Below are 17,502 nucleotides of genomic sequence, written 5' to 3' on the forward strand. Positions count from 1 at the left end.
GAGACGCCTCCCCGCCATGGAGGTCGAGGGGCCGCACTGATCATGCACGGATGATGTACTACGCAGTCAACTGGTCTCAGTCGACGGGCGGTTCTTCGCGGCGCTCGGATCCCGTGTTGAAGCCGGACATCCCGCTGCCGAGGTTGCCGAACGCGCCGGACAGGCCCTTGAGCGCGTCGCCGATCTCGCTGGGCACGATCCAGAGCTTGTTGGCGTCGCCCTCGGCGATCTTCGGGAGCATCTGGAGGTACTGGTACGAGAGGAGCTTCTGGTCGGGGTCGCCCGCGTGGATGGACTCGAAGACCGTACGGATCGCCTGGGCCTCGCCCTCGGCGCGCAGGGCGGCCGCCTTGGCCTCACCTTCGGCGCGCAGGATCGCGGACTGCTTCTCGCCCTCGGCGCGCAGGATCTCGGACTGCCGGACACCTTCGGCCTGGAGGATCGCGGCGCGCTTGTCACGGTCGGCGCGCATCTGCTTCTCCATCGAGTCCTGGATGGAGGTCGGCGGCTCGATCGCCTTCAGCTCGACGCGGTTGACGCGGATGCCCCACTTGCCGGTGGCCTCGTCGAGGACGCCGCGCAGGGCCGCGTTGATCTCCTCGCGGGAGGTGAGGGTCCGCTCCAGGTCCATGCCGCCGATGATGTTGCGGAGGGTGGTGACGGTGAGCTGTTCGATCGCCTGGATGTAGCTGGCGACTTCGTACGTGGCGGCGCGGGCGTCGGTCACCTGGTAGTAGATGACCGTGTCGATGTTGACGACCAGGTTGTCCTGGGTGATCACCGGCTGCGGCGGGAACGGCACGACCTGCTCACGCAGGTCGATGCGGTTGCGGATCGAGTCGATGAACGGGACGACGATGTTCAGGCCCGCGTTCAGCGTCCTCGTATAGCGGCCGAAGCGCTCGACGATGGCCGCGCTGGCCTGCGGGATCACCTGGATGGTCTTGATCAGGGCGATGAAGACCAGCACCACCAGAATGATCAGGACGATGATGATCGCTGACATCGCGTTCCCCGTGCCTTTCTTGCCTCTAGGAAGTGCGCGGCAGCTGTGCGGCTCCCGGCCCGGATGATCCTGGCATGGTTCACATGACGATGGCAGTCGCTCCGTCGATCTCGACCACATCGACCTGCTGGCCGGGTTCGAAGGACTGGCCGCCGTCGAGGGTGCGGGCCGACCACACCTCGCCCGCCAGCTTGATCCTGCCGCCGCTGCTGTCGACTCTCTCCAGGACGACGGCCTGACGGCCCTTCAGCGCGTCGATGCCGGTGGCGAGGCGGGGCCGCTCGGCGCTGTGCCGGGCCGCGATGGGCCGGACGACGGCGATGAGGGCGACCGAGACCACGACGAAGACGAGGACCTGCGCGACGGTGCCCAGGCCGAGGCCCGCGGCCACGGCCGCGGCGACCGCGCCGACGGCCAGCATGCCGAATTCCGGCATGGCGGTCAGCACCAGAGGAATTCCGAGACCCGCCGCCGCGATCAGCCACCCAACCCATGCGTCCACGAGGTCATCGTAGGTCCGGGCACCCCGCCACGGACAGTGCGCCCGGGGAGCGCCCGGGGTCAGCCGAGGGGCAGACCGGTCGCGGAGTAGCGGTCGCCGCGGTGTTCGACGACCAGCGGGAGCCCGAAGCAGAGGGAGAGGTTGCGGGAGGTGAGCTCGGTCTCCATGGGGCCCGCGGCGAGCACCTTGCCCTGGCGGATCATGAGGACGTGGGTGAAGCCGGGGGCGATCTCCTCGACGTGGTGCGTGACCATGACCATCGAGGGCGCGTACGGGTCGCGGGCGAGGCGGCCGAGGCGGCGGACCAGGTCCTCGCGGCCGCCCAGGTCGAGACCGGCGGCCGGCTCGTCGAGGAGCAGCAGCTCGGGGTCGGTCATCATCGCGCGGGCGATCAGGGTGCGCTTGCGCTCGCCCTCGGAGAGGGTGCCGAACTTCCGGTCGACGTACTCGGTCATGCCGAGCCGGTCGAGGAAGGCGCGGGCGCGCTCCTCGTCGACGGCGTCGTACTGCTCCTGCCAGGTGGCGGTCATGCCGTACGCGGCGGTGAGCACCGTCTGGAGCACGGTCTGGCGCTTGGGCAGCTTGTCGGCCATGGCGACGCCGGCCATGCCGATGCGCGGGCGCAGCTCGAACACGTCGACCTTGCCGAGCGGGTCGCCGAGGATCTTCGCCGTACCGGTGGTCGGGAAGAGGTAGCTGGAGGCGATGTTGAGGAGGGTGGTCTTGCCGGCGCCGTTGGGGCCGAGGATCACCCAGCGCTCGCCCTCCTTGACCGACCAGGAGACGTCGTCCACCAGAGCGCGTCCGTCGCGGACCACGGATACGTCCACCAGCTCCAGTACATCGCTCATGAGCGCGTTGTCTCCCCATGCAATCGTCTTGAGGTCCGGGCTGTTCCTGTGGGCAGGGTCCCGGGGAAATCTCCCAGGGAAAACCTACGCCACTGAGGGAGTGGACCTGCCGTGAGGGCCAGTACCTAGGCTGGGTCCATGTTCTCGGAACCACGTTCAGGTCGGCTGGCCGCATGGGGAAATGCCCTGTTGGCCGGGAAAGTTTCACCGGATGACGCCGCGTCGGCGATCGTCGGGGACGACACGGTGCACCGGGTGGCGGGGCTGCCGGGTGAAGCGACGCCGGTGGGGCTCACGCTGGCGCTCGGGCGGCTGCGGGGGCTCGGGGTGACCGGCTTCCGGGTCGCGCTGCCCGCGCCGGGGCATCCGCTGGGGCTCAGCGGGCCGCCGGAGTTCAACGCGCGGGCGCTGGACGCGGAGGAGGCCGTCGTCGGATTCGGGGCGCCGCACGGGCTGGTGCCGGAGGTCAGCGAGGTGGGGCCCGCGGGTGATGTGCGGGTGGAGGTCGTCTGGCAGTGCCTGGCGGTACGGGAGGCGCCGCCGGCCGATGTGCCCTCGCTCGGGGAGGCGGAGCGGGAGCTGGCGGAGGCTCTGCGGGAGGCGACGGTCGTGCTGACCCGGCTCGACGTCGCCGGATCGGGGCCGGCGGCGGAGGCGGCGATCGACGCGTACCGGGCGCGGGCGGAGGGGCCGGACGACATGGTCCTGGCTCCTGGCTATCCGGCGCGGGCGGTACGGGTGTTGGAGCTGGCCCGGCGGGTCGCGCTGCTGGTCGAGGTGGCGCGCGGGGCGGAGCACATCGGCGGGGCGGTGAGCGCGTCGGAGCTGGCGGTTCGGGCGGAGGCGTTGCGGCCGGTGGAGCGGGTGGCTCGGCGGGCTCGGGTGGCGGCGTACAACTCGTACGTGGAGGGTCCCCCACCCCGCCCGTTCCCTTAACCCTCCGGGGGTGGGTGGGGGTGGAGGCTCGTTTCCCGGGGGCTGCGCCCCCGGACCCCCGTTGCGGGGCCTGCGGCCCCTGCACCCCGCTTCGGGGCTCCGCCCCGGACCCCGTTGCTTCGGGCTCCGCCCCGGATCCCGTTCGTCTGCGGGCCGTCTGTGGCTGGTCGCGCAGTTCCCCGCGCCCCTAACCCCTCAGGGGCGCGGGGAGCCCCCACCCACCCGCAGCCAAAAACCGCGTCCGGGGGCGTAGCCCCTGGCGGGGGTGGGGGCACAAGCCTCTGGGGCGCAGCGGACATTTCCGCGCGCCCCGGGGCTCGACCGCTTTGCGGTCAGGAGTTGGAGGACTCGTTGCCGAAGGCCGGGTTGAGGAGGCCGACGACGTTCACCGAGTTGCCCGTGGCGTTGACCGGGACCTGGATCGGCGCCTGGACCAGGTTGCCGGAGACGACGCCGGGGGAGTTCTTGGCCTCGCCGTCCGCGTTCGCTCCGTGCGCGGCGGCGGCACCGGCACCGGCTGCGACGATTCCTCCGGCGACCATGGCGACGGCGGCGGCCTTCTTCAGGTTCTTCACTTCAGGTTCCTCCTGGTCTCGCTGCGACGGTCCGCCGCAGCACGCCCTGGAGAACGCCCACCGGTCGCCGGAGATACGCCGGACGGGTGACATACACCCGACGGTATGAATCTCTCACTGGAGCGTGACGATCCGTATTTACGGACCTACACCTTTTTATACGGCGCCCCGTCAGTCCGTCAGGCCGTGGCGGACCGCCCACAGGGCCGCCTGGGTGCGGTCCGCCAGGTCCAGCTTCATCAGGATGTTGGAGACGTGTGTTTTCACCGTCTTCTCGGACAGGACCAGTGCTCGGGCGATCTCCCGGTTCGAGCGGCCGTCCGCGATCAGGCCAAGGACTTCGCGCTCGCGCTCGGTGAGCGAGGTGCCCCGGCCCTGGCCGCCGCCCGCGTCGTCCTGGGAGAGCAGTGCGCCCGCGACCTCGGGCTGGAGCAGCACGTGCCCGGCGTGCACCGAGCGGATCGCGCCGGCCAGTGCCTCCGGGTCGACGTCCTTGTACACATAGCCCGCCGCGCCCGCCCGCAGCGCGGGCACCACCGTGCGCTGCTCGGTGAAGCTGGTGACGATCAGCACCTTCGCCGGGTTGGCCAGCGTGCGCAGCTTGCGCAGCGCCTCGATGCCGTCCATGCCGGGCATCTTCACGTCCATCAGGACGACGTCCGGCTTCAGCTCCTCGGCTCGGGCGACCCCCTCGGCCCCGTCGGCGGCCTCGCCGACGACCTCTATGTCGTCCTGGACCTCCAGGAACGTCCGCAGGCCGCGGCGGACCACCTGGTGGTCGTCGACCAGGAGGACTTTGATGCTGTCAGCCACCTGGCACCTCCATCTCGATCGTGGCGCCCTCTCCGGGCGCCGATTTCACGATGAGCCGGCCCCCGACGCCGCTCGCCCGGTGCCGCATCGACACCAGGCCGAGGTGACGGCCGGCGCGGCGGACCGCACGGGGTTCGAATCCGCGGCCGTCGTCGACGATCCGCAGGGCGGCGCCCTGGCCGCGTCGTATGAGAACGACCGAGACGTGCTCGGCGTCCGAGTGGCGCAGGGCGTTGTGCAGGGCCTCCTGGGCGACGCGCAGCAGCGCCTCCTCCTGGGCGGGCGGCAGTGCCCGTACTCCACAGTTCTCGAAGGTGACCTCGGCGCTGTGGGCGCGGTCGAGGACCTGGATCTGGGTGCGCAGGGTGTTGACCAGGCCGTCTTCCTCCAGGGCGGCCGGGCGCAGTTCGACCACGGCCGCGCGCAGTTCGTCGGCGGCCTCGGCGGCGAGCGCGGCGACCTGCTGGAGCTCGCCCTTGGCGCGCGCGGGGTCGCGGTCCACGAGGGCGGCGGCGGCCTGGGCGGTCAGCCGGAGCGAGAAGAGCTTCTGGCTGACCGCGTCGTGCAGCTCGTGGGCGAGGCGGGTGCGCTCCTCGGTGATGGTGAGCTCGCGGCTGCGCTCGTAGAGGCGCGCGTTGGTCAGGGCGATCGCCGCGTGCTGGGCGAGGATGCCAAGCAGTTCGGCGTCGTCCTCGGTGAAGCCGCAGCCGCCCTCCGGCTTGGGGCAGCGCTTGTTGGCGAGGAAGAGCGTGCCCAGCGTCTCGTCGCCGTCGCGGATCGGCACGCCCAGGAAGTCGGACATGTCGGGGTGCGCGGCGGGCCAGCCGCCGAAGCGGGGGTCCTTGCGGACGTCGGCGATCCGCTCCGGCTTCTGCTCGTTGAGCATCGCCGCGAGGATGCCGTGCTGGCGCGGCAGCGGGCCGATCGCCTTCCACTGCTCGTCGCTGACGCCGTCGACCACGAACTGCGCGAAGCCGCCGTGGTCGTCGGGGACGCCGAGTGCCGCGTACTCCGCGTCGAGCAGGTCGCGGGCCGACGCGACGATCGTCTTGAGGACGTCGCGCACCTCAAGATGCCTGCTCATCGCGAGGAGCGCGGTGCTCACGGCGGCGAGGCCGGAGCTCGGTCGGTGACTCATGGGATCACCGTACCCGTGGGGTGTGACGGTCCGTATCCGCCTGTGGACGGCGGTCGGCTGGGTCCCGGGGACTAGGTCGAAGTGCCTTGGGCGGCTGGGGCGCGCGGCTGAGGCGGCGGGGGCGGGCGGGGAGTGACGCTGGGGCTGTCGGCGGCCCGCGCGGCCGACGCGCACCGCCGACGCGAGACAGCGATGCAGCGGACTACGAGGGGACGGAAGATCATGCCGGTAGCGATCATCACGGGGGCTTCGAAGGGACTCGGGCGGGCGCTCGCGCGGGCGCTGGCCGCACGCGGCTGGGACCTCGTCCTGGATGCCAGGACGGCGTCCGTACTGAAGGAGACGGCCGACGCGCTCGATGGACACGGAACGAAGGTCGTGGCGCTCGCCGGGGACGTGACGGACGCCGTGCACCGCCGGGCGCTGGTGGCGGCGGCCGGGGAGCTGGGCGGGCTCGACCTGCTGGTGCACAACGCGAGCGCGCTCGGCGCCGAGCCGCTGGTGGCGCTGGAGCGGCAGAGCCTGGACGGGTTCCGGGCGGCCCTGGAGACCAATGTGGTGGCGGCGCTGGGGCTCGTACAGGAGTCGCTCGGCCTGCTGCGGGGCTCGGGGGCGGGGGCGGTACTGGCGGTGAGTTCGGACGCGGCGGCCGAGGCCTATGCGACCTGGGGCGGGTACGGGGCGTCCAAGGCGGCGCTCGACCAGCTGGCGGCCGTGCTCGCGGTGGAGGAGCCGGGGCTGCGGGTGTGGGCGGTGGACCCGGGCGACATGCGGACCGATCTGTACCGGGCGGCCGTGCCGGGTGACGAGGAGGAGCGGCCGGAGCCGGAGACGGTGGTGCCCGGCTTCCTGAGCCTGATCGAGCGCCGCCCCGCGAGCGGGCGGTACGCGGCTCCCGCGCTGGTGGAGACGGCGCGATGAGGCGGAGCCCGGCCGGGACGGGGGCGCGATGACGGCGGACATCGCCATCCGGGTGCCCGAGGAGCTGATGGCCTCGGAGCCCGCCGAGGTGCGCGGCTCGGGGCGGGACGACGTGCGGCTGATGGTGTCGCGCGGCACCGAGGTCTCCCATCACGCGTTCCGGGACCTGGCCGGGCAGCTGCGGGCCGGGGACGTCCTGGTCGTCAACACGTCGGCGACCATGCCGTCGGCCGTGGACGGCACGCTGGACGGCGAGCGGGTGGTCGTGCACTTCTCGACGCTGGGCCCGGACGGGCGCTGGGCGGTCGAGCTGCGCGCCCCGGAGCCGTCGGGCAGTACCCGGCGGCGTACCGGTACGCGCGCGCGGACGACGGTGGCGCTGCCGGGCGGGCGGCGCCTGGCCCTGGAGGAGCCGCTCAGCGCGGCCGGGGACCGCCTGTGGTGGGCCCGTGCGGACACCCCGGACGTGCCGGGGCTGCTCGCGCGGTACGGGCGGCCGATCCGGTACGCGTACACCTCGGGCGACCAGCCTCTCTCCGCGTACCAGACGGTCTTCGCGCTGCCCTCGCCGGACGGGGTGGGCTCGGCGGAGATGCCGAGCGCGGCGCGGCCCTTCACGGTGGAGCTGGTCGCGGAGCTGGTGCGGCGCGGGGTGTGGTTCGCGCCGGTCACCCTGCATACGGGGGTGGCCTCGCCGGAGGCGCACGAGCCGCCGTATCCGGAGCGGTTCGAGGTGCCGGTGTCCACGGCGCGGCTGGTGAACGCCGCGCGGGCCGGGAGAAGGCGGGGCGCGCGAGGCGCTTCCCCGAAAGGGCGGTGGCGGGCGGCGGGTGGGCGGATCGTGGCGGTGGGGACGACCGCGGTGCGGGCGCTGCAGTCGGCCGCCGGGGTGGACGGGGTGGTGCGGCCCGCGTCGGGGTGGACGGATCTGGTGGTGACGCCCGGGCGCGGGGTGCGCGTGGTGGACGGGCTGCTGACCGGGCTGCATGAGCCGGAGGCCTCGCACCTTTTGATGCTGGAGGCGCTCGCGGGGCGGGCGGCGATCGGCGCCGCGTACGCCGAGGCGCTGAGCGGGCTCTACCTCTGGCACGAGTTCGGCGACGTCCACCTCATCCTTCCGGACGAGAACCGTCACGCACCGAATTGCTCCTGCAACGGATGGTGAGACTGTTACGTGGCCGATGTGAGCCCGCGCATAGGACGCACATCACTTACGAAGCAGCGTAGTGGATCCATAAAGGCCCTGTGAGCGGGGCGGGCGGGGGCGGGAGGCGCTTTTTCCCGGCCCCTGATCCACTATCCGGGTTCGTATGTCGCATCTTTGCCACAGGATTTTGCGGCCGCTAAGAATGGCTCCCGTCGCACAGCGCTGCGGCTCACCGCCGCGGCGCTTTCGTGTGCCGTCCCCGTCATTCGGAAGAGGTCCTACAACCATGCCCGAGTCCAGCAACCCTGGTCACAGTCGTCTGAACAAGACGCACAAGATCTCGATTGCCGGTGTCGCCGCTCTCGGCGCCGCCGCCCTCGCCTTCTCGGTCCTGCCGGGCAGCGGCGAGTCGGGTACCGCCGTGGCCGCCGAGCCCGTCGCCTTCTCCGTGACCGCCGCCGGCACCAACGCGAAGGCCGTCGAGGCCAGCGTCGCCAAGCAGCACGTCACCGCCGTCAAGCAGGCCAAGGCGAAGGCCGAGGCCGACGCGAAGGCCAAGGCCGAGGCCGAGGCGAAGAAGCGCGCGGCCGACGCCGCCGCGAGCCGCGCCGCCGCCCGCAAGCCGGTGTACGCCAACAACCTGGACGGCTGGATCAAGCAGTCCCTGGACATCATGAAGTCCAAGGGCATCCCGGGTTCGTACAACGGTCTGTACCGCAACATCATGCGCGAGTCGACCGGCAACCCGAACGCGATCAACGGCTGGGACATCAACGCCATCAACGGCGTCCCGTCGAAGGGCCTTCTCCAGGTCATCCAGCCGACGTTCAACGCGTTCCACGTGTCCGGCACGTCGACCAACATCTACGACCCGGTCGCCAACATCACCGCCGCGGCGAACTACGCGGCCAACAAGTACGGCTCGATCGACAACGTCAACGGCGCCTACTGACGGACGCCGACGGCACACGCCGAAGGGCGGCACCCCATCAGGGATGCCGCCCTTCGGCGTGCGTGCGGGGCCCGCGCTACTTGCGCATGACCTCCGGCTCGTGGCGGCGCAGCAGGCGCGCGACCGCGAAGCCGCAGATGACACCGAGGGCGATCAGCACGGTGATGTTGATGCCCCACTGGGCCACCGAGTGCTCCCACAGCGGGTCCAGGTCGTTGGGCTTGTTCTGGTCCCACGGCGGCATGAGGTGCGCGAGGTCCAGGGTCGTACCGGCGCCCGCGATGGCCCAGCGCGACGGCATCAGCCAGGCGAACTGCTCCAGGCCGAGCGAGCCGAAGACCTTGAAGAGGATGCCGGTGAAGACGACCTGCACGATCGCGAACATGACCAGCAGCGGCATGGTCTTCTCGGCGGTCTTCACCAGCGAGGAGATGACCAGGCCGAACATCATCGAGGTGAAGCCGAGGGCGATGACCACCAGGCAGATCTCGATGGCCGGCGGCATGATCAGGCCCTCCTCGGGGAGGTCCCGGGTGGAGAAGCCGATGCCGCAGATGATGACGCCCTGGATGGCGGTGATCACTCCGAGCACGATGACCTTGGACATCAGGTACGCCGAGCGGGAGAGGCCGGTGGCCCGTTCCCGTTCGTAGATGACCCGTTCCTTGATCAGCTCTCGTACGGAGTTGGCCGCGCCCGAGAAGCACATGCCGACCGCGAGGATCAGCATGATCGTGCCCGCGTCGGCGTTGAACTTGTTGGCGCCGGTCGGCGGGGCCAGGCCGAACTTCGCCGGGATGACCACGCTGACCGCGCCGAGTACGGCGGGCAGGATCACCATCAGGCCCAGGAAGCCCTTGTCGGAGGCGATGACCGACGAGTACCGCCGGATCAGCGTCCACAGCTGGGCGCCCCAGCTCTGCGGCTTGGGCGGGCGCATCTGGTTCGGCGCCGGCATCTGGACCGACTGGGCGGCCACGGCGTCGATGTCCGCGGCGTACATCTGGTAGTGCTGCGAGCCCTTCCAGCGGCCCGCCCAGTCGTAGTCGCGGTAGTTCTCGAAGGCGGAGAAGACATCGGCCCAGGTGCTGTAGCCGAAGAAGTTCAGCGCCTCCTCGGGCGGACCGAAGTACGCCACCGAGCCGCCCGGCGCCATCACCAGGAGCTTGTCGCAGATCGCCAGCTCGGCCACCGAGTGGGTCACGACGAGGACGGTGCGGCCGTCGTCGGCGAGCCCGCGCAGCAGCTGCATGACATCGCGGTCCATGCCCGGGTCGAGGCCGGAGGTCGGCTCGTCCAGGAAGATCAGGGACGGCTTGGTCAGCAGCTCCAGGGCGACGGAGACGCGCTTGCGCTGGCCACCGGAGAGGGAGGTGACCTTCTTCTCCTTGTGGATGTCCAGCTTGAGCTCGCCCAGCACCTCGTTTATGCGCTGCTCGCGCTCGGACTCGGTGGTGTCGGCGGGGAAGCGCAGCTTGGCCGCGTACTTCAGCGCCTTCTTGACGGTCAGCTCCTTGTGCAAGATGTCGTCCTGCGGGACCAGACCGATGCGCTGGCGCAGCTCGGCGAACTGCTTGTACAGGTTCCGGTTGTCGTAGAGGACGTCGCCCCGGTTGGCGGGCCGGTAGCCGGTGAGCGCCTTGAGCAGGGTGGACTTGCCGGAACCCGAGGGGCCGATGACCGCGATGAGGGACTTCTCGGGGACGCCGAAGGAGACGTCCTTGAGGATGTCCTTGCCGCCGTCGACCGTCACCGTGAGGTGGCGGGCCGAGAAGGAGACGTCACCGGTGTCGACGAACTCCTCAAGGCGGTCGCCGATGACGCGGAAGGTGGAGTGGCCGACGCCGACGATGTCGTTCGGGCCGAGCAGCGCGGAGCCGCCCTTGGCGATCGGCATGCCGTTGACGTACGTGCCGTTGTGCGAGCCGAGGTCGCGGATCTCCATGCGGCCGTCGGGCGTCGAGTGGAACTCGGCGTGGTTGCGCGAGACCTGGAGGTCGGAGACGACCAGCTCGTTCTCCAGCGCACGGCCGATGCGCATCACCCGGCCCAGCGCCACCTGGTGGAACGTGGTGGGGCTGCGGTCGCCGTAGACCGCCGACGCGCCCGCTCCCTGGCCGGGGCCCTGCTGCTGCGGGACCTGGGCCTGCGGGGGCTGGTGGGCCGGGGCCTGCTGCTGCGGCGCCTGCTGCCACGCCTGCTGCGGGACCTGGGCCTGCGGCGCCTGCTGCTGGGGCTGCTGCGGCGCCCAGCCGCCCGCTTGGGGCTGCTGCTGCGGCGGGGCCTGCTGCGGCGCCTGCTGGGCGGCGGCGGGCGCGCTGTACGCGGCGGCTCCGGCCGGGGCCGCGGCTGCGGCACCGGTGAGATTCAGCCGCGGGCCGTCGGTCGCGTTGCCCAGGTGCACCGCGGAGCCGGGGCCGATTTCCATCTGGTGGATCCGCTGACCCTGCACATAGGTGCCGTTGGTGCTGCCGTGGTCCTCGATGACCCAACTGCGCCCGCCCCAGCTGATCGTGGCGTGCCGCCACGAGACCCTGGCGTCGTCGATCACCATGTCGCCCTGCGGATCACGTCCGAGGGTGTACGACCGGGACGCGTCGAGCGTCCAGGTCCTGCCATTCAATTCCAGTACGAGTTCCGGCACTCCATGCCCCACTTGTTGTCCCCCGAGCAATCCCCCGATACAGGGAGTCTAGGGATGGCGAACATCGTGGGGAACTATTTCAGGCCCGGGCTCGTATCCGAAACCCGACCCTTGTGAATAACGTGCACAGACCTGTTGCAGTCGAGCAACAGGTGTGTACGCACGCGCCGTTGACTCAGGAGAAACGCGCCCGGAAAGTAGTAAGCACCCATGACTGCGTACGGATCATGCGCGAATGGGACAACTTGGACCAATCCCGGGGGGCCTGATGAGCATGGGCGACAGGGGCGGGAAGAGGGTCTCCGGGGGGCTCGGGACCCCGGGTGCGACCGGGGCCCGAGGGGCGCCCGGCGGCATTCCCTGGGCCGATGTACTGCTGGCTTCGGTCGCCTCGGTCAGCTGGGCGCTGGTCGCGATGGCGGGCGTGGCGGCCCTCGGGCTGCACCTGCTCGGCGCCGACGCGGCCGGGGCGCTGGGGCCGATGACGGCGGCCGTGGTGGTGCTCGGGGCGGGCGGCTCCGTCACCCCGTCGGGCGACGTCTCGGCGTTCGGTCTCACCGGCGCGCAGGCGAAGACGGCCGTCGAGATCACGCCACTGGGGGTGTCGCTCGCCGGGGCCGTGCTGCTCGCCTTCTTCTTCCTGCGCTCGCTGCGGGCGGCGGGCGCGGTCCTGCCCGGGGCGGAGCTCGCCGCGCGGGCGGGCGGCGTCGTGGTGCTGTTCGTCGGCGTGGTGGCGGGGCTCGCCTGGGCCGGGCACGACCTGGTCACCATCGACGGGGCCTCGCTCGGCCTCGACACGGAGAAGCCGCCGGGCGGCGGCGGGGTGTCCATCCCCGGGCTCGGCGACCTGGGCGACCTCGGGGACATCGGCGGGCTGCTGCCGGACCGGCTCGGCAAGCTCGCCGACGCCAAGGCGCAGGTCGGCTTCACCGTGAACACGGCGGACTCGCTGGCGGGCGCGGTGTTCTGGGTACTCGGGGTGCTGCTGATCGCACTGCTCGCCTCGCGGCGCTCCCCGCTGCCGCGCGGCTGGGAGTGGGTGCACCGGGTCGTGCGGCCGGCCGCGTCGGCGCTGGTCGCGGTGGCCCTGGTGGCGGTCGTGGCGGGGCTCGCGGCGGCCGCGTACGCGATGGTGGGCGACGCCCATCCCGGGCGCATCGCGGGCGCCGCGCTGCTCGGCGCGCCGAACGGAGTGTGGCTCGCGCTTCCGCTCGGCCTGTTCGTCCCCTGGAACGGCCATGCCACGGGGGCGCTGGTGAAGGTGCTGCCGGACCCGCTGGACAAGCTGCTCGGCTTCAAGAACGACCAGAGCGTGAGCCTCGGGCGGCTGGCCGAACTCGACGGGCGTGTCTGGCTGTTGGCGGTCGCCACGGGTGTGGTGATGCTGTACGCGGGGGTGCTCGCGGCGGCGCGCACGCCGGTGCGGGGGCTGTCCGCGGGCGCGTTCGCGGGGCGGTGCGCGGTGGCGCTGGGGGCCGTGACGGCGGTCGCCCTGCCGCTGATGGTGTGGCTGACGGGAGTGTCCGCGGACGCGTCGCTGTCCGTGCTGGGGTTCAACGCGTTCGGGGCGGGGGTGGAGCTGCACGGCAACGCGGGGCTCGCGCTGGTTCTGGGGGCGGGGTGGGGGGCGGTCGCGGGGGGCGTGGGGGGGCTGCTGGCGTACGGGGTGGGGGCGGCGGGGCGGCGGGTGGCCCCGCAGGCTGGTCCCGCGTCCGTTCCGGCTCCGGATGGGCCTTCCGCGGACGAGGTGTACGGGCGGGCGGGCCCCTACAGCCCCTCCCCCGTGTACCGGCCGCCGCACGACGAGACGAATCCGTATTTGCGGGGGCCGGGGGATGGGGTGGGGTGAGTTGCGTGGGTTGCCTGTGGCTGGTCGCGCAGCCCCCACCGGCCCGCAGACGAACCCGCAACCAACTCCCACCCCACCCCTGAGTGACCAGCAGGTTTCGCTCCGCTGTCAATTTGGGCCGGGGTCGTGACACAGCTGTCCGGTGGGCGGGACAGGGGGTCGGGGTCCGGTGGCGGGCCTATACGGTGGGAACACCATGAGCGCTTCTCAGCCCCCTCGCCCCGCTGGTCACAGCAGTGACGCCGCCCTCCCGGGCGCGGACATCGCGGACATGCCGACCCTGCTCGTCAAGATCTTCGGGAAGGACCGGCCCGGGATCACCGCCGGGCTCTTCGACACCCTGGCCGCCTACTCCGTCGACGTCGTCGACATCGAGCAGGTCGTCACCCGTGGCCGTATCGTCCTGTGCGCGCTCGTCACCGAGCCGACCGTGAGCACGGCGGGCGAGCTGCGGGCCACCGTGCACAGCTGGGCGGAGTCGCTCAGGCTCCAGGCCGAGATCATCTCCGGTACCGGCGACAACCGGCCGCGCGGCAGCGGGCGTTCGCACGTCACCGTGCTCGGACACCCGCTCACCGCCGAGTCCACGGCGGCCATAGCGGCCCGGATCACCGCGACCGGCGGCAACATCGACCGTGTCTTCCGGCTCGCCAAGTACCCCGTGACCGCTGTCGAGTTCGCCGTCTCCGGCACCGAGACCGAGCCGCTGCGCACGGCGCTGGCCACCGAGGCCGCGGTGCAGGGCGTGGACGTCGCCGTCGTCTCGGCGGGGCTGCACCGCCGCGCCCAGCGGCTGGTCGTCATGGACGTGGACTCCACGCTCATCCAGGACGAGGTCATCGAGCTCTTCGCCGCGCACGCCGGGTGCGAGGACAAAGTGGCCGAGGTCACCGCCCAGGCGATGCGGGGCGAGCTCGACTTCGAGCAGTCGCTGCACGCGCGCGTGGCGCTGCTCGCGGGGCTCGACGCGTCCGTCGTGGACAAGGTCCGCGCCGAGGTGCGGCTCACCCCCGGCGCGCGCACCCTGATCCGTACGCTCAAGCGGCTCGGCTACCAAGTCGGCGTGGTGTCCGGCGGGTTCACCCAGGTCACCGACGACCTGCGGGAGCGGCTCGGCCTCGACTTCGCCTCCGCCAACACCCTGGAGATCGTCGACGGCAAGCTCACCGGGCGCGTCACCGGGGCCGTGGTGGACCGGGCCGGGAAGGCGCGGCTGCTGCGCGAGTTCGCGGCCGAGGCGGGCGTCCCGCTCGACCAGACCGTGGCGATCGGCGACGGGGCCAATGACCTCGACATGCTCAACGCGGCGGGTCTTGGCGTCGCGTTCAACGCCAAGCCGGTGGTCCGCCGGGCCGCCGACACCGCCGTGAACGTGCCGTTCCTGGACACCGTGCTCTACCTCCTCGGCATCACCCGCGAAGAGGTCGAGGCCGCCGACGGCTCCGTGGACCTGCCCCACTAGGGCCTGTCCGGCGGATCTGGTCGCCCGCGAGGTGCCTTCGCCTTTCGGTCCTGGTGAGCGGGGTCCTGGTGCGTCCAGCTGCAAGGCGGAGGAGGGCGTCGACGCGGAGCGTCGGCAACCGACGACAACGCCGCAGATGGGCGTGCCAGGACCCCGCGTCCCAGACAAGATCCGCCGGACAGGCCCTAGTCCCCCCGGACAGCGACAAAGCCCCGGAGCGGTTCTCCGCTCCGGGGCCCTTTCACGTACGTACGCCTTACGTGTGCGGTGCCCAGAAGTCCGTCAGCCTGCCGACGCCGGGCTCGACCGTCTTCCACGAGCCGTTGAACGCCACCACCGCGAACGCGGCGGTCGGGAAGCCACTGCGGTTCATCCTCGGCAGTACGTCCCCCTCCGCCTCGCCCGCCAGCACGTCGGCGAGCGCGTGCATCCCGGGGTTGTGGCCGACCAGGAGGACGTTGTCGACGTCGTCCGGCGTCTCGTTCAGGAGGGCGAGCAGCTCGCCGGGCGAGGCCTCGTACAGCCGCTCCTCGTACACGGTCCTGGGGCGGTGCGGCAGTTCCTGCACGGCCAGCTTCCAGGTCTCGCGGGTACGGGCCGCGGTCGAGCAGAGAGTCAGGTCGAAGGCGATTCCGGTCTCGGCGAGCCTGCGCCCGGCCACCGGGGCGTCCGTGCGGCCGCGGTCGGCGAGCGGCCGGTCGTGGTCGGACACCTGGGGCCAGTCGGCTTTCGCATGCCGGAGGAGGACGATCCTGCGGGGTGTGTCGACGCTCATGCCCAACAGCTTCGCACGAATCACGCCATCGGGCTCAGGGTCCCGGTGCGCTCTCGCGCCAGGGTTGACAAGGGTGTTCACCGGGACAGCGTGTGCTGAATGCGGTCCATGAGGTGGCTGATAGCGGGGTCTCCCGAGGCGGCCTCGGCGTCGTGCGAGCCCGTGATGAGCAACAGCAGCACGACGAAGGCGACGGTGGGGAGCGCGACGGCCCACCAGGGGAGCCGGAAGTCGGCGCGGGCAGTGGCCGGCCGGGTGGACCGGGTGTGCGTACTGGCCGACATGGCCGCCTCCGTAAATCCGTAAAGGTGAAGTACGTGGTCTCGCTGACGTACTTCGAACCTACGGAAGGGGGCGCCCGGAGCCCATCGGGTGACCCACCCACTTACCCCGGGGCTTTTCCCCCTAGGGGTTAGGGGGGCCAGCACCACCATGGGCGCGTCGGTGCAGGTCAGGGGGAGGCGATCGTCGCGATCACGGCGATGACCACTGTGATCGCCAGCATCGCGCCGAGCACGATGAGGAGCTTCTTCTGACCGTTCTGGGGGTTCGGATCGAGCACAGGCATGCGCTCAGTCTCGCATCCCCGCTTCGTCCTCCACCGTCCGGTCCCGGCCCGCCAGCGACCCGACGACGATCTGCGGCACCATCAGGCCCGCCATCAGCGCGATCGGCAGGCCCCAGCCGCCGCTGCTGTCGTAGAGGGCGCCGACCAGGGTGGGGCCGGGGATGGAGATGAGGTAGCCGGTGGACTGGGCGAAGGCGGAGAGCCGCACCACGCCGGTGCCGGTCCGGGTGCGCATCCCGATCATGGTGAGGGCGAGCGGGAAGGCGCAGTTGGAGATGCCGAGGAGCAGCGCCCAGGCCCAGGCGCCGGCGGCCGGGGCGAAGTAGAGGCCCGCGTAACCGGCGAGGCCGCAGGCGCCAAGGACGGCGACGATCGGGCCCTGGTTGCGCATCCGGGTGGCGACGCGCGGGATGACGAACGCGAGCGGCACGCCCATCACCATGGTCACCGCGAGCAGGACGCCCGCGGTCCCGGCGGACACCCCGGCGTCCCGGAAGATCTGCGGCATCCAGCCCATCGTGATGTAGGCGGCGGTGGCCTGGAGACCGAAGAAGCAGGCGAGCGCCCAGGCGGTACGGCTGCGGGTGATCTTGAAGGCGGGAGCCTCCGCGTCCTCCCGGGCGGCCGAGGGCCGACCGGCCGGCCGGTCCGAGCGGTCGCGGACGAGCAGCAGCCACGGCAGTACGGCGACGACGGCGAGCAGCGCCCACACGCTAAGCCCGGCGCGCCAGCTGCCGCCGAGCACATCGGTGACCGGGACGGTGGCCGCGGCGGCCAGTGCGGTACCGAGGGCGAGGGCCATCGAGTACAGGCCGGTCATGGAGCCGACGCGGTCCGGGAAGTACCGCTTGACGATCACCGGCATCAGTACGTTGCTGACGGCTATGCCCATCAGGGCGAGCGCGCTGGCCGCGAGGAAGCCCGGGGTGCCGCCGGCGAACGGCCGCAGCAGCAGGCCCGCGGCGATCGCGACCATGCCCGCGCAGACGACGACGGCGGGGCCGAAGCGGCGGGCGAGGCGGGGGGCGAAGACGCCGAAGACGGCGAAGCAGAACGGCGGTACGGAGGTGAGGACACCGGCGACGCTGCCGCTCATGTGCAGCCCGTCGCGCACCTCTTCGAAGAGCGCGCCGAGGCTGGTGATGGCGGGGCGCAGATTGATCGCGGCGAGGACGAGGCCGACGAGCACGAGGCGGATGGTCCACGGCGCCGGGCCGCCCGTGCGGGTGCCCGCGAGGGCTTCTTGGGAGGTGTGGGGCGTGGTGCCCGGCGCGGGGCTCAGGGTGCGGGTCTCGTCGGCCATGACCCCATCATAGAATCATGGGATGATTGGTTGTCCAATCACTTGGGCCTGCCCTCACTA

The 17,502-nt window shown here is 71.6% G+C and carries 17 protein-coding genes; 6 read left to right on the plus strand and 11 right to left on the minus strand.

What is annotated here, in order from left to right; all coding sequences use genetic code 11:
- Positions 1–76: 76 nt before the first annotated feature.
- From OG965_RS11625 to OG965_RS11635, 3 genes are all read right to left on the minus strand, one after another.
- Positions 77–1,006, minus strand: a complete 930-nt coding sequence (locus tag OG965_RS11625) for an SPFH domain-containing protein (protein ID WP_067157382.1) — start codon at positions 1,004–1,006, stop codon at positions 77–79.
- Between the two features lie 79 nt (positions 1,007–1,085).
- On the minus strand, positions 1,086–1,508 hold the full coding sequence (locus OG965_RS11630) for an NfeD family protein (RefSeq protein WP_371651817.1): 423 nt from the start codon (positions 1,506–1,508) through the stop codon (positions 1,086–1,088).
- Between the two features lie 59 nt (positions 1,509–1,567).
- A complete protein-coding gene (locus tag OG965_RS11635) occupies positions 1,568–2,359 on the minus strand; it encodes an ABC transporter ATP-binding protein (RefSeq protein WP_371651819.1) in 792 nt (263 codons plus the stop codon).
- Between the two features lie 138 nt (positions 2,360–2,497).
- Between OG965_RS11635 and OG965_RS11640 the strand changes: the two genes are divergently transcribed.
- On the plus strand, positions 2,498–3,295 hold the full coding sequence (locus tag OG965_RS11640) for a hypothetical protein (protein WP_371651821.1): 798 nt from the start codon (positions 2,498–2,500) through the stop codon (positions 3,293–3,295).
- A 332-nt stretch (positions 3,296–3,627) separates the two neighbouring features.
- Here the strand turns inward: OG965_RS11640 and OG965_RS11645 are convergent, their stop codons facing one another.
- The 3 genes from OG965_RS11645 to OG965_RS11655 all read right to left on the minus strand — a co-directional run bounded on the left by OG965_RS11645 (position 3,628) and on the right by OG965_RS11655 (position 5,821).
- Positions 3,628–3,870 (minus strand): chaplin, encoded by a 243-nt coding sequence (locus tag OG965_RS11645; RefSeq protein ID WP_371651823.1) that lies wholly within the window; start codon positions 3,868–3,870, stop codon positions 3,628–3,630.
- 171 nt (positions 3,871–4,041) lie between these two features.
- Positions 4,042–4,683 (minus strand): response regulator, encoded by a 642-nt coding sequence (locus OG965_RS11650; protein WP_371651825.1) that lies wholly within the window; start codon positions 4,681–4,683, stop codon positions 4,042–4,044.
- Positions 4,676–5,821: a GAF domain-containing sensor histidine kinase gene (locus OG965_RS11655; protein WP_371651827.1), complete on the minus strand. Its 1,146-nt coding sequence runs from the start codon at positions 5,819–5,821 to the stop codon at positions 4,676–4,678. The genes OG965_RS11650 and OG965_RS11655 overlap by 8 nt, the downstream gene beginning before the upstream one ends.
- 222 nt (positions 5,822–6,043) lie before the next feature.
- Here OG965_RS11655 and OG965_RS11660 point away from each other — a divergent pair, with 222 nt between their 5' ends.
- The 3 genes from OG965_RS11660 to OG965_RS11670 all read left to right on the plus strand — a co-directional run bounded on the left by OG965_RS11660 (position 6,044) and on the right by OG965_RS11670 (position 8,841).
- Positions 6,044–6,742 (plus strand): SDR family NAD(P)-dependent oxidoreductase, encoded by a 699-nt coding sequence (locus OG965_RS11660; protein ID WP_371651829.1) that lies wholly within the window; start codon positions 6,044–6,046, stop codon positions 6,740–6,742.
- Between the two features lie 28 nt (positions 6,743–6,770).
- Positions 6,771–7,907, plus strand: coding sequence for an S-adenosylmethionine:tRNA ribosyltransferase-isomerase (locus OG965_RS11665; protein ID WP_371651831.1), 1,137 nt, complete (start codon positions 6,771–6,773; stop codon positions 7,905–7,907).
- Between the two features lie 268 nt (positions 7,908–8,175).
- Positions 8,176–8,841 carry a transglycosylase SLT domain-containing protein gene (locus tag OG965_RS11670; RefSeq protein WP_371651833.1) on the plus strand — a complete coding sequence of 222 codons (666 nt, stop codon included), beginning with the start codon at positions 8,176–8,178 and terminating at the stop codon, positions 8,839–8,841.
- Between the two features lie 76 nt (positions 8,842–8,917).
- On the opposite strand, the gene OG965_RS11675 is transcribed toward OG965_RS11670, so the two are convergent.
- Positions 8,918–11,485: an FHA domain-containing protein gene (locus OG965_RS11675; RefSeq protein ID WP_371651835.1), complete on the minus strand. Its 2,568-nt coding sequence runs from the start codon at positions 11,483–11,485 to the stop codon at positions 8,918–8,920.
- Between the two features lie 268 nt (positions 11,486–11,753).
- Here OG965_RS11675 and OG965_RS11680 point away from each other — a divergent pair, with 268 nt between their 5' ends.
- Both OG965_RS11680 and serB read left to right on the plus strand, forming a co-directional pair.
- Positions 11,754–13,334 (plus strand): streptophobe family protein, encoded by a 1,581-nt coding sequence (locus OG965_RS11680; protein ID WP_371651837.1) that lies wholly within the window; start codon positions 11,754–11,756, stop codon positions 13,332–13,334.
- 196 nt (positions 13,335–13,530) lie between these two features.
- On the plus strand, positions 13,531–14,796 hold the full coding sequence (gene serB, locus OG965_RS11685; RefSeq protein WP_371651839.1) for a phosphoserine phosphatase SerB: 1,266 nt from the start codon (positions 13,531–13,533) through the stop codon (positions 14,794–14,796).
- A 256-nt stretch (positions 14,797–15,052) separates the two neighbouring features.
- Here the strand turns inward: serB and OG965_RS11690 are convergent, their stop codons facing one another.
- The 4 genes from OG965_RS11690 to OG965_RS11705 all read right to left on the minus strand — a co-directional run bounded on the left by OG965_RS11690 (position 15,053) and on the right by OG965_RS11705 (position 17,442).
- Positions 15,053–15,571 carry a histidine phosphatase family protein gene (locus tag OG965_RS11690; RefSeq protein WP_371651841.1) on the minus strand — a complete coding sequence of 173 codons (519 nt, stop codon included), beginning with the start codon at positions 15,569–15,571 and terminating at the stop codon, positions 15,053–15,055.
- 77 nt (positions 15,572–15,648) lie between these two features.
- Positions 15,649–15,855 (minus strand): hypothetical protein, encoded by a 207-nt coding sequence (locus OG965_RS11695; protein WP_371651843.1) that lies wholly within the window; start codon positions 15,853–15,855, stop codon positions 15,649–15,651.
- A gap of 167 nt (positions 15,856–16,022) precedes the next feature.
- Complete coding sequence (locus OG965_RS11700; protein ID WP_257582640.1) at positions 16,023–16,139, minus strand: SGM_5486 family transporter-associated protein; 117 nt, start codon at positions 16,137–16,139, stop codon at positions 16,023–16,025.
- Between the two features lie 4 nt (positions 16,140–16,143).
- Positions 16,144–17,442 carry a CynX/NimT family MFS transporter gene (locus tag OG965_RS11705; RefSeq protein ID WP_371651845.1) on the minus strand — a complete coding sequence of 433 codons (1,299 nt, stop codon included), beginning with the start codon at positions 17,440–17,442 and terminating at the stop codon, positions 16,144–16,146.
- Positions 17,443–17,502: the final 60 nt, after the last annotated feature.

Source organism: Streptomyces sp. NBC_00224 (assembly GCF_041435195.1).
Taxonomy (GTDB): domain Bacteria; phylum Actinomycetota; class Actinomycetes; order Streptomycetales; family Streptomycetaceae; genus Streptomyces.

Coding starts and splice junctions, on each gene's coding strand:
- OG965_RS11625 (WP_067157382.1), bottom strand. CDS start 1,006: ATGTCAGCGATCATCATCGTCCTGATCATTCTGGTGGTGCTGGTCTTC.
- OG965_RS11635 (WP_371651819.1), bottom strand. CDS start 2,359: ATGAGCGATGTACTGGAGCTGGTGGACGTATCCGTGGTCCGCGACGGA.
- OG965_RS11640 (WP_371651821.1), top strand. CDS start 2,498: ATGTTCTCGGAACCACGTTCAGGTCGGCTGGCCGCATGGGGAAATGCC.
- OG965_RS11655 (WP_371651827.1), bottom strand. CDS start 5,821: ATGAGTCACCGACCGAGCTCCGGCCTCGCCGCCGTGAGCACCGCGCTC.
- OG965_RS11660 (WP_371651829.1), top strand. CDS start 6,044: ATGCCGGTAGCGATCATCACGGGGGCTTCGAAGGGACTCGGGCGGGCG.
- OG965_RS11665 (WP_371651831.1), top strand. CDS start 6,771: ATGACGGCGGACATCGCCATCCGGGTGCCCGAGGAGCTGATGGCCTCG.
- OG965_RS11670 (WP_371651833.1), top strand. CDS start 8,176: ATGCCCGAGTCCAGCAACCCTGGTCACAGTCGTCTGAACAAGACGCAC.
- OG965_RS11680 (WP_371651837.1), top strand. CDS start 11,754: ATGAGCATGGGCGACAGGGGCGGGAAGAGGGTCTCCGGGGGGCTCGGG.
- serB (WP_371651839.1), top strand. CDS start 13,531: ATGAGCGCTTCTCAGCCCCCTCGCCCCGCTGGTCACAGCAGTGACGCC.
- OG965_RS11690 (WP_371651841.1), bottom strand. CDS start 15,571: ATGAGCGTCGACACACCCCGCAGGATCGTCCTCCTCCGGCATGCGAAA.
- OG965_RS11695 (WP_371651843.1), bottom strand. CDS start 15,855: ATGTCGGCCAGTACGCACACCCGGTCCACCCGGCCGGCCACTGCCCGC.
- OG965_RS11700 (WP_257582640.1), bottom strand. CDS start 16,139: ATGCCTGTGCTCGATCCGAACCCCCAGAACGGTCAGAAGAAGCTCCTC.
- OG965_RS11705 (WP_371651845.1), bottom strand. CDS start 17,442: ATGGCCGACGAGACCCGCACCCTGAGCCCCGCGCCGGGCACCACGCCC.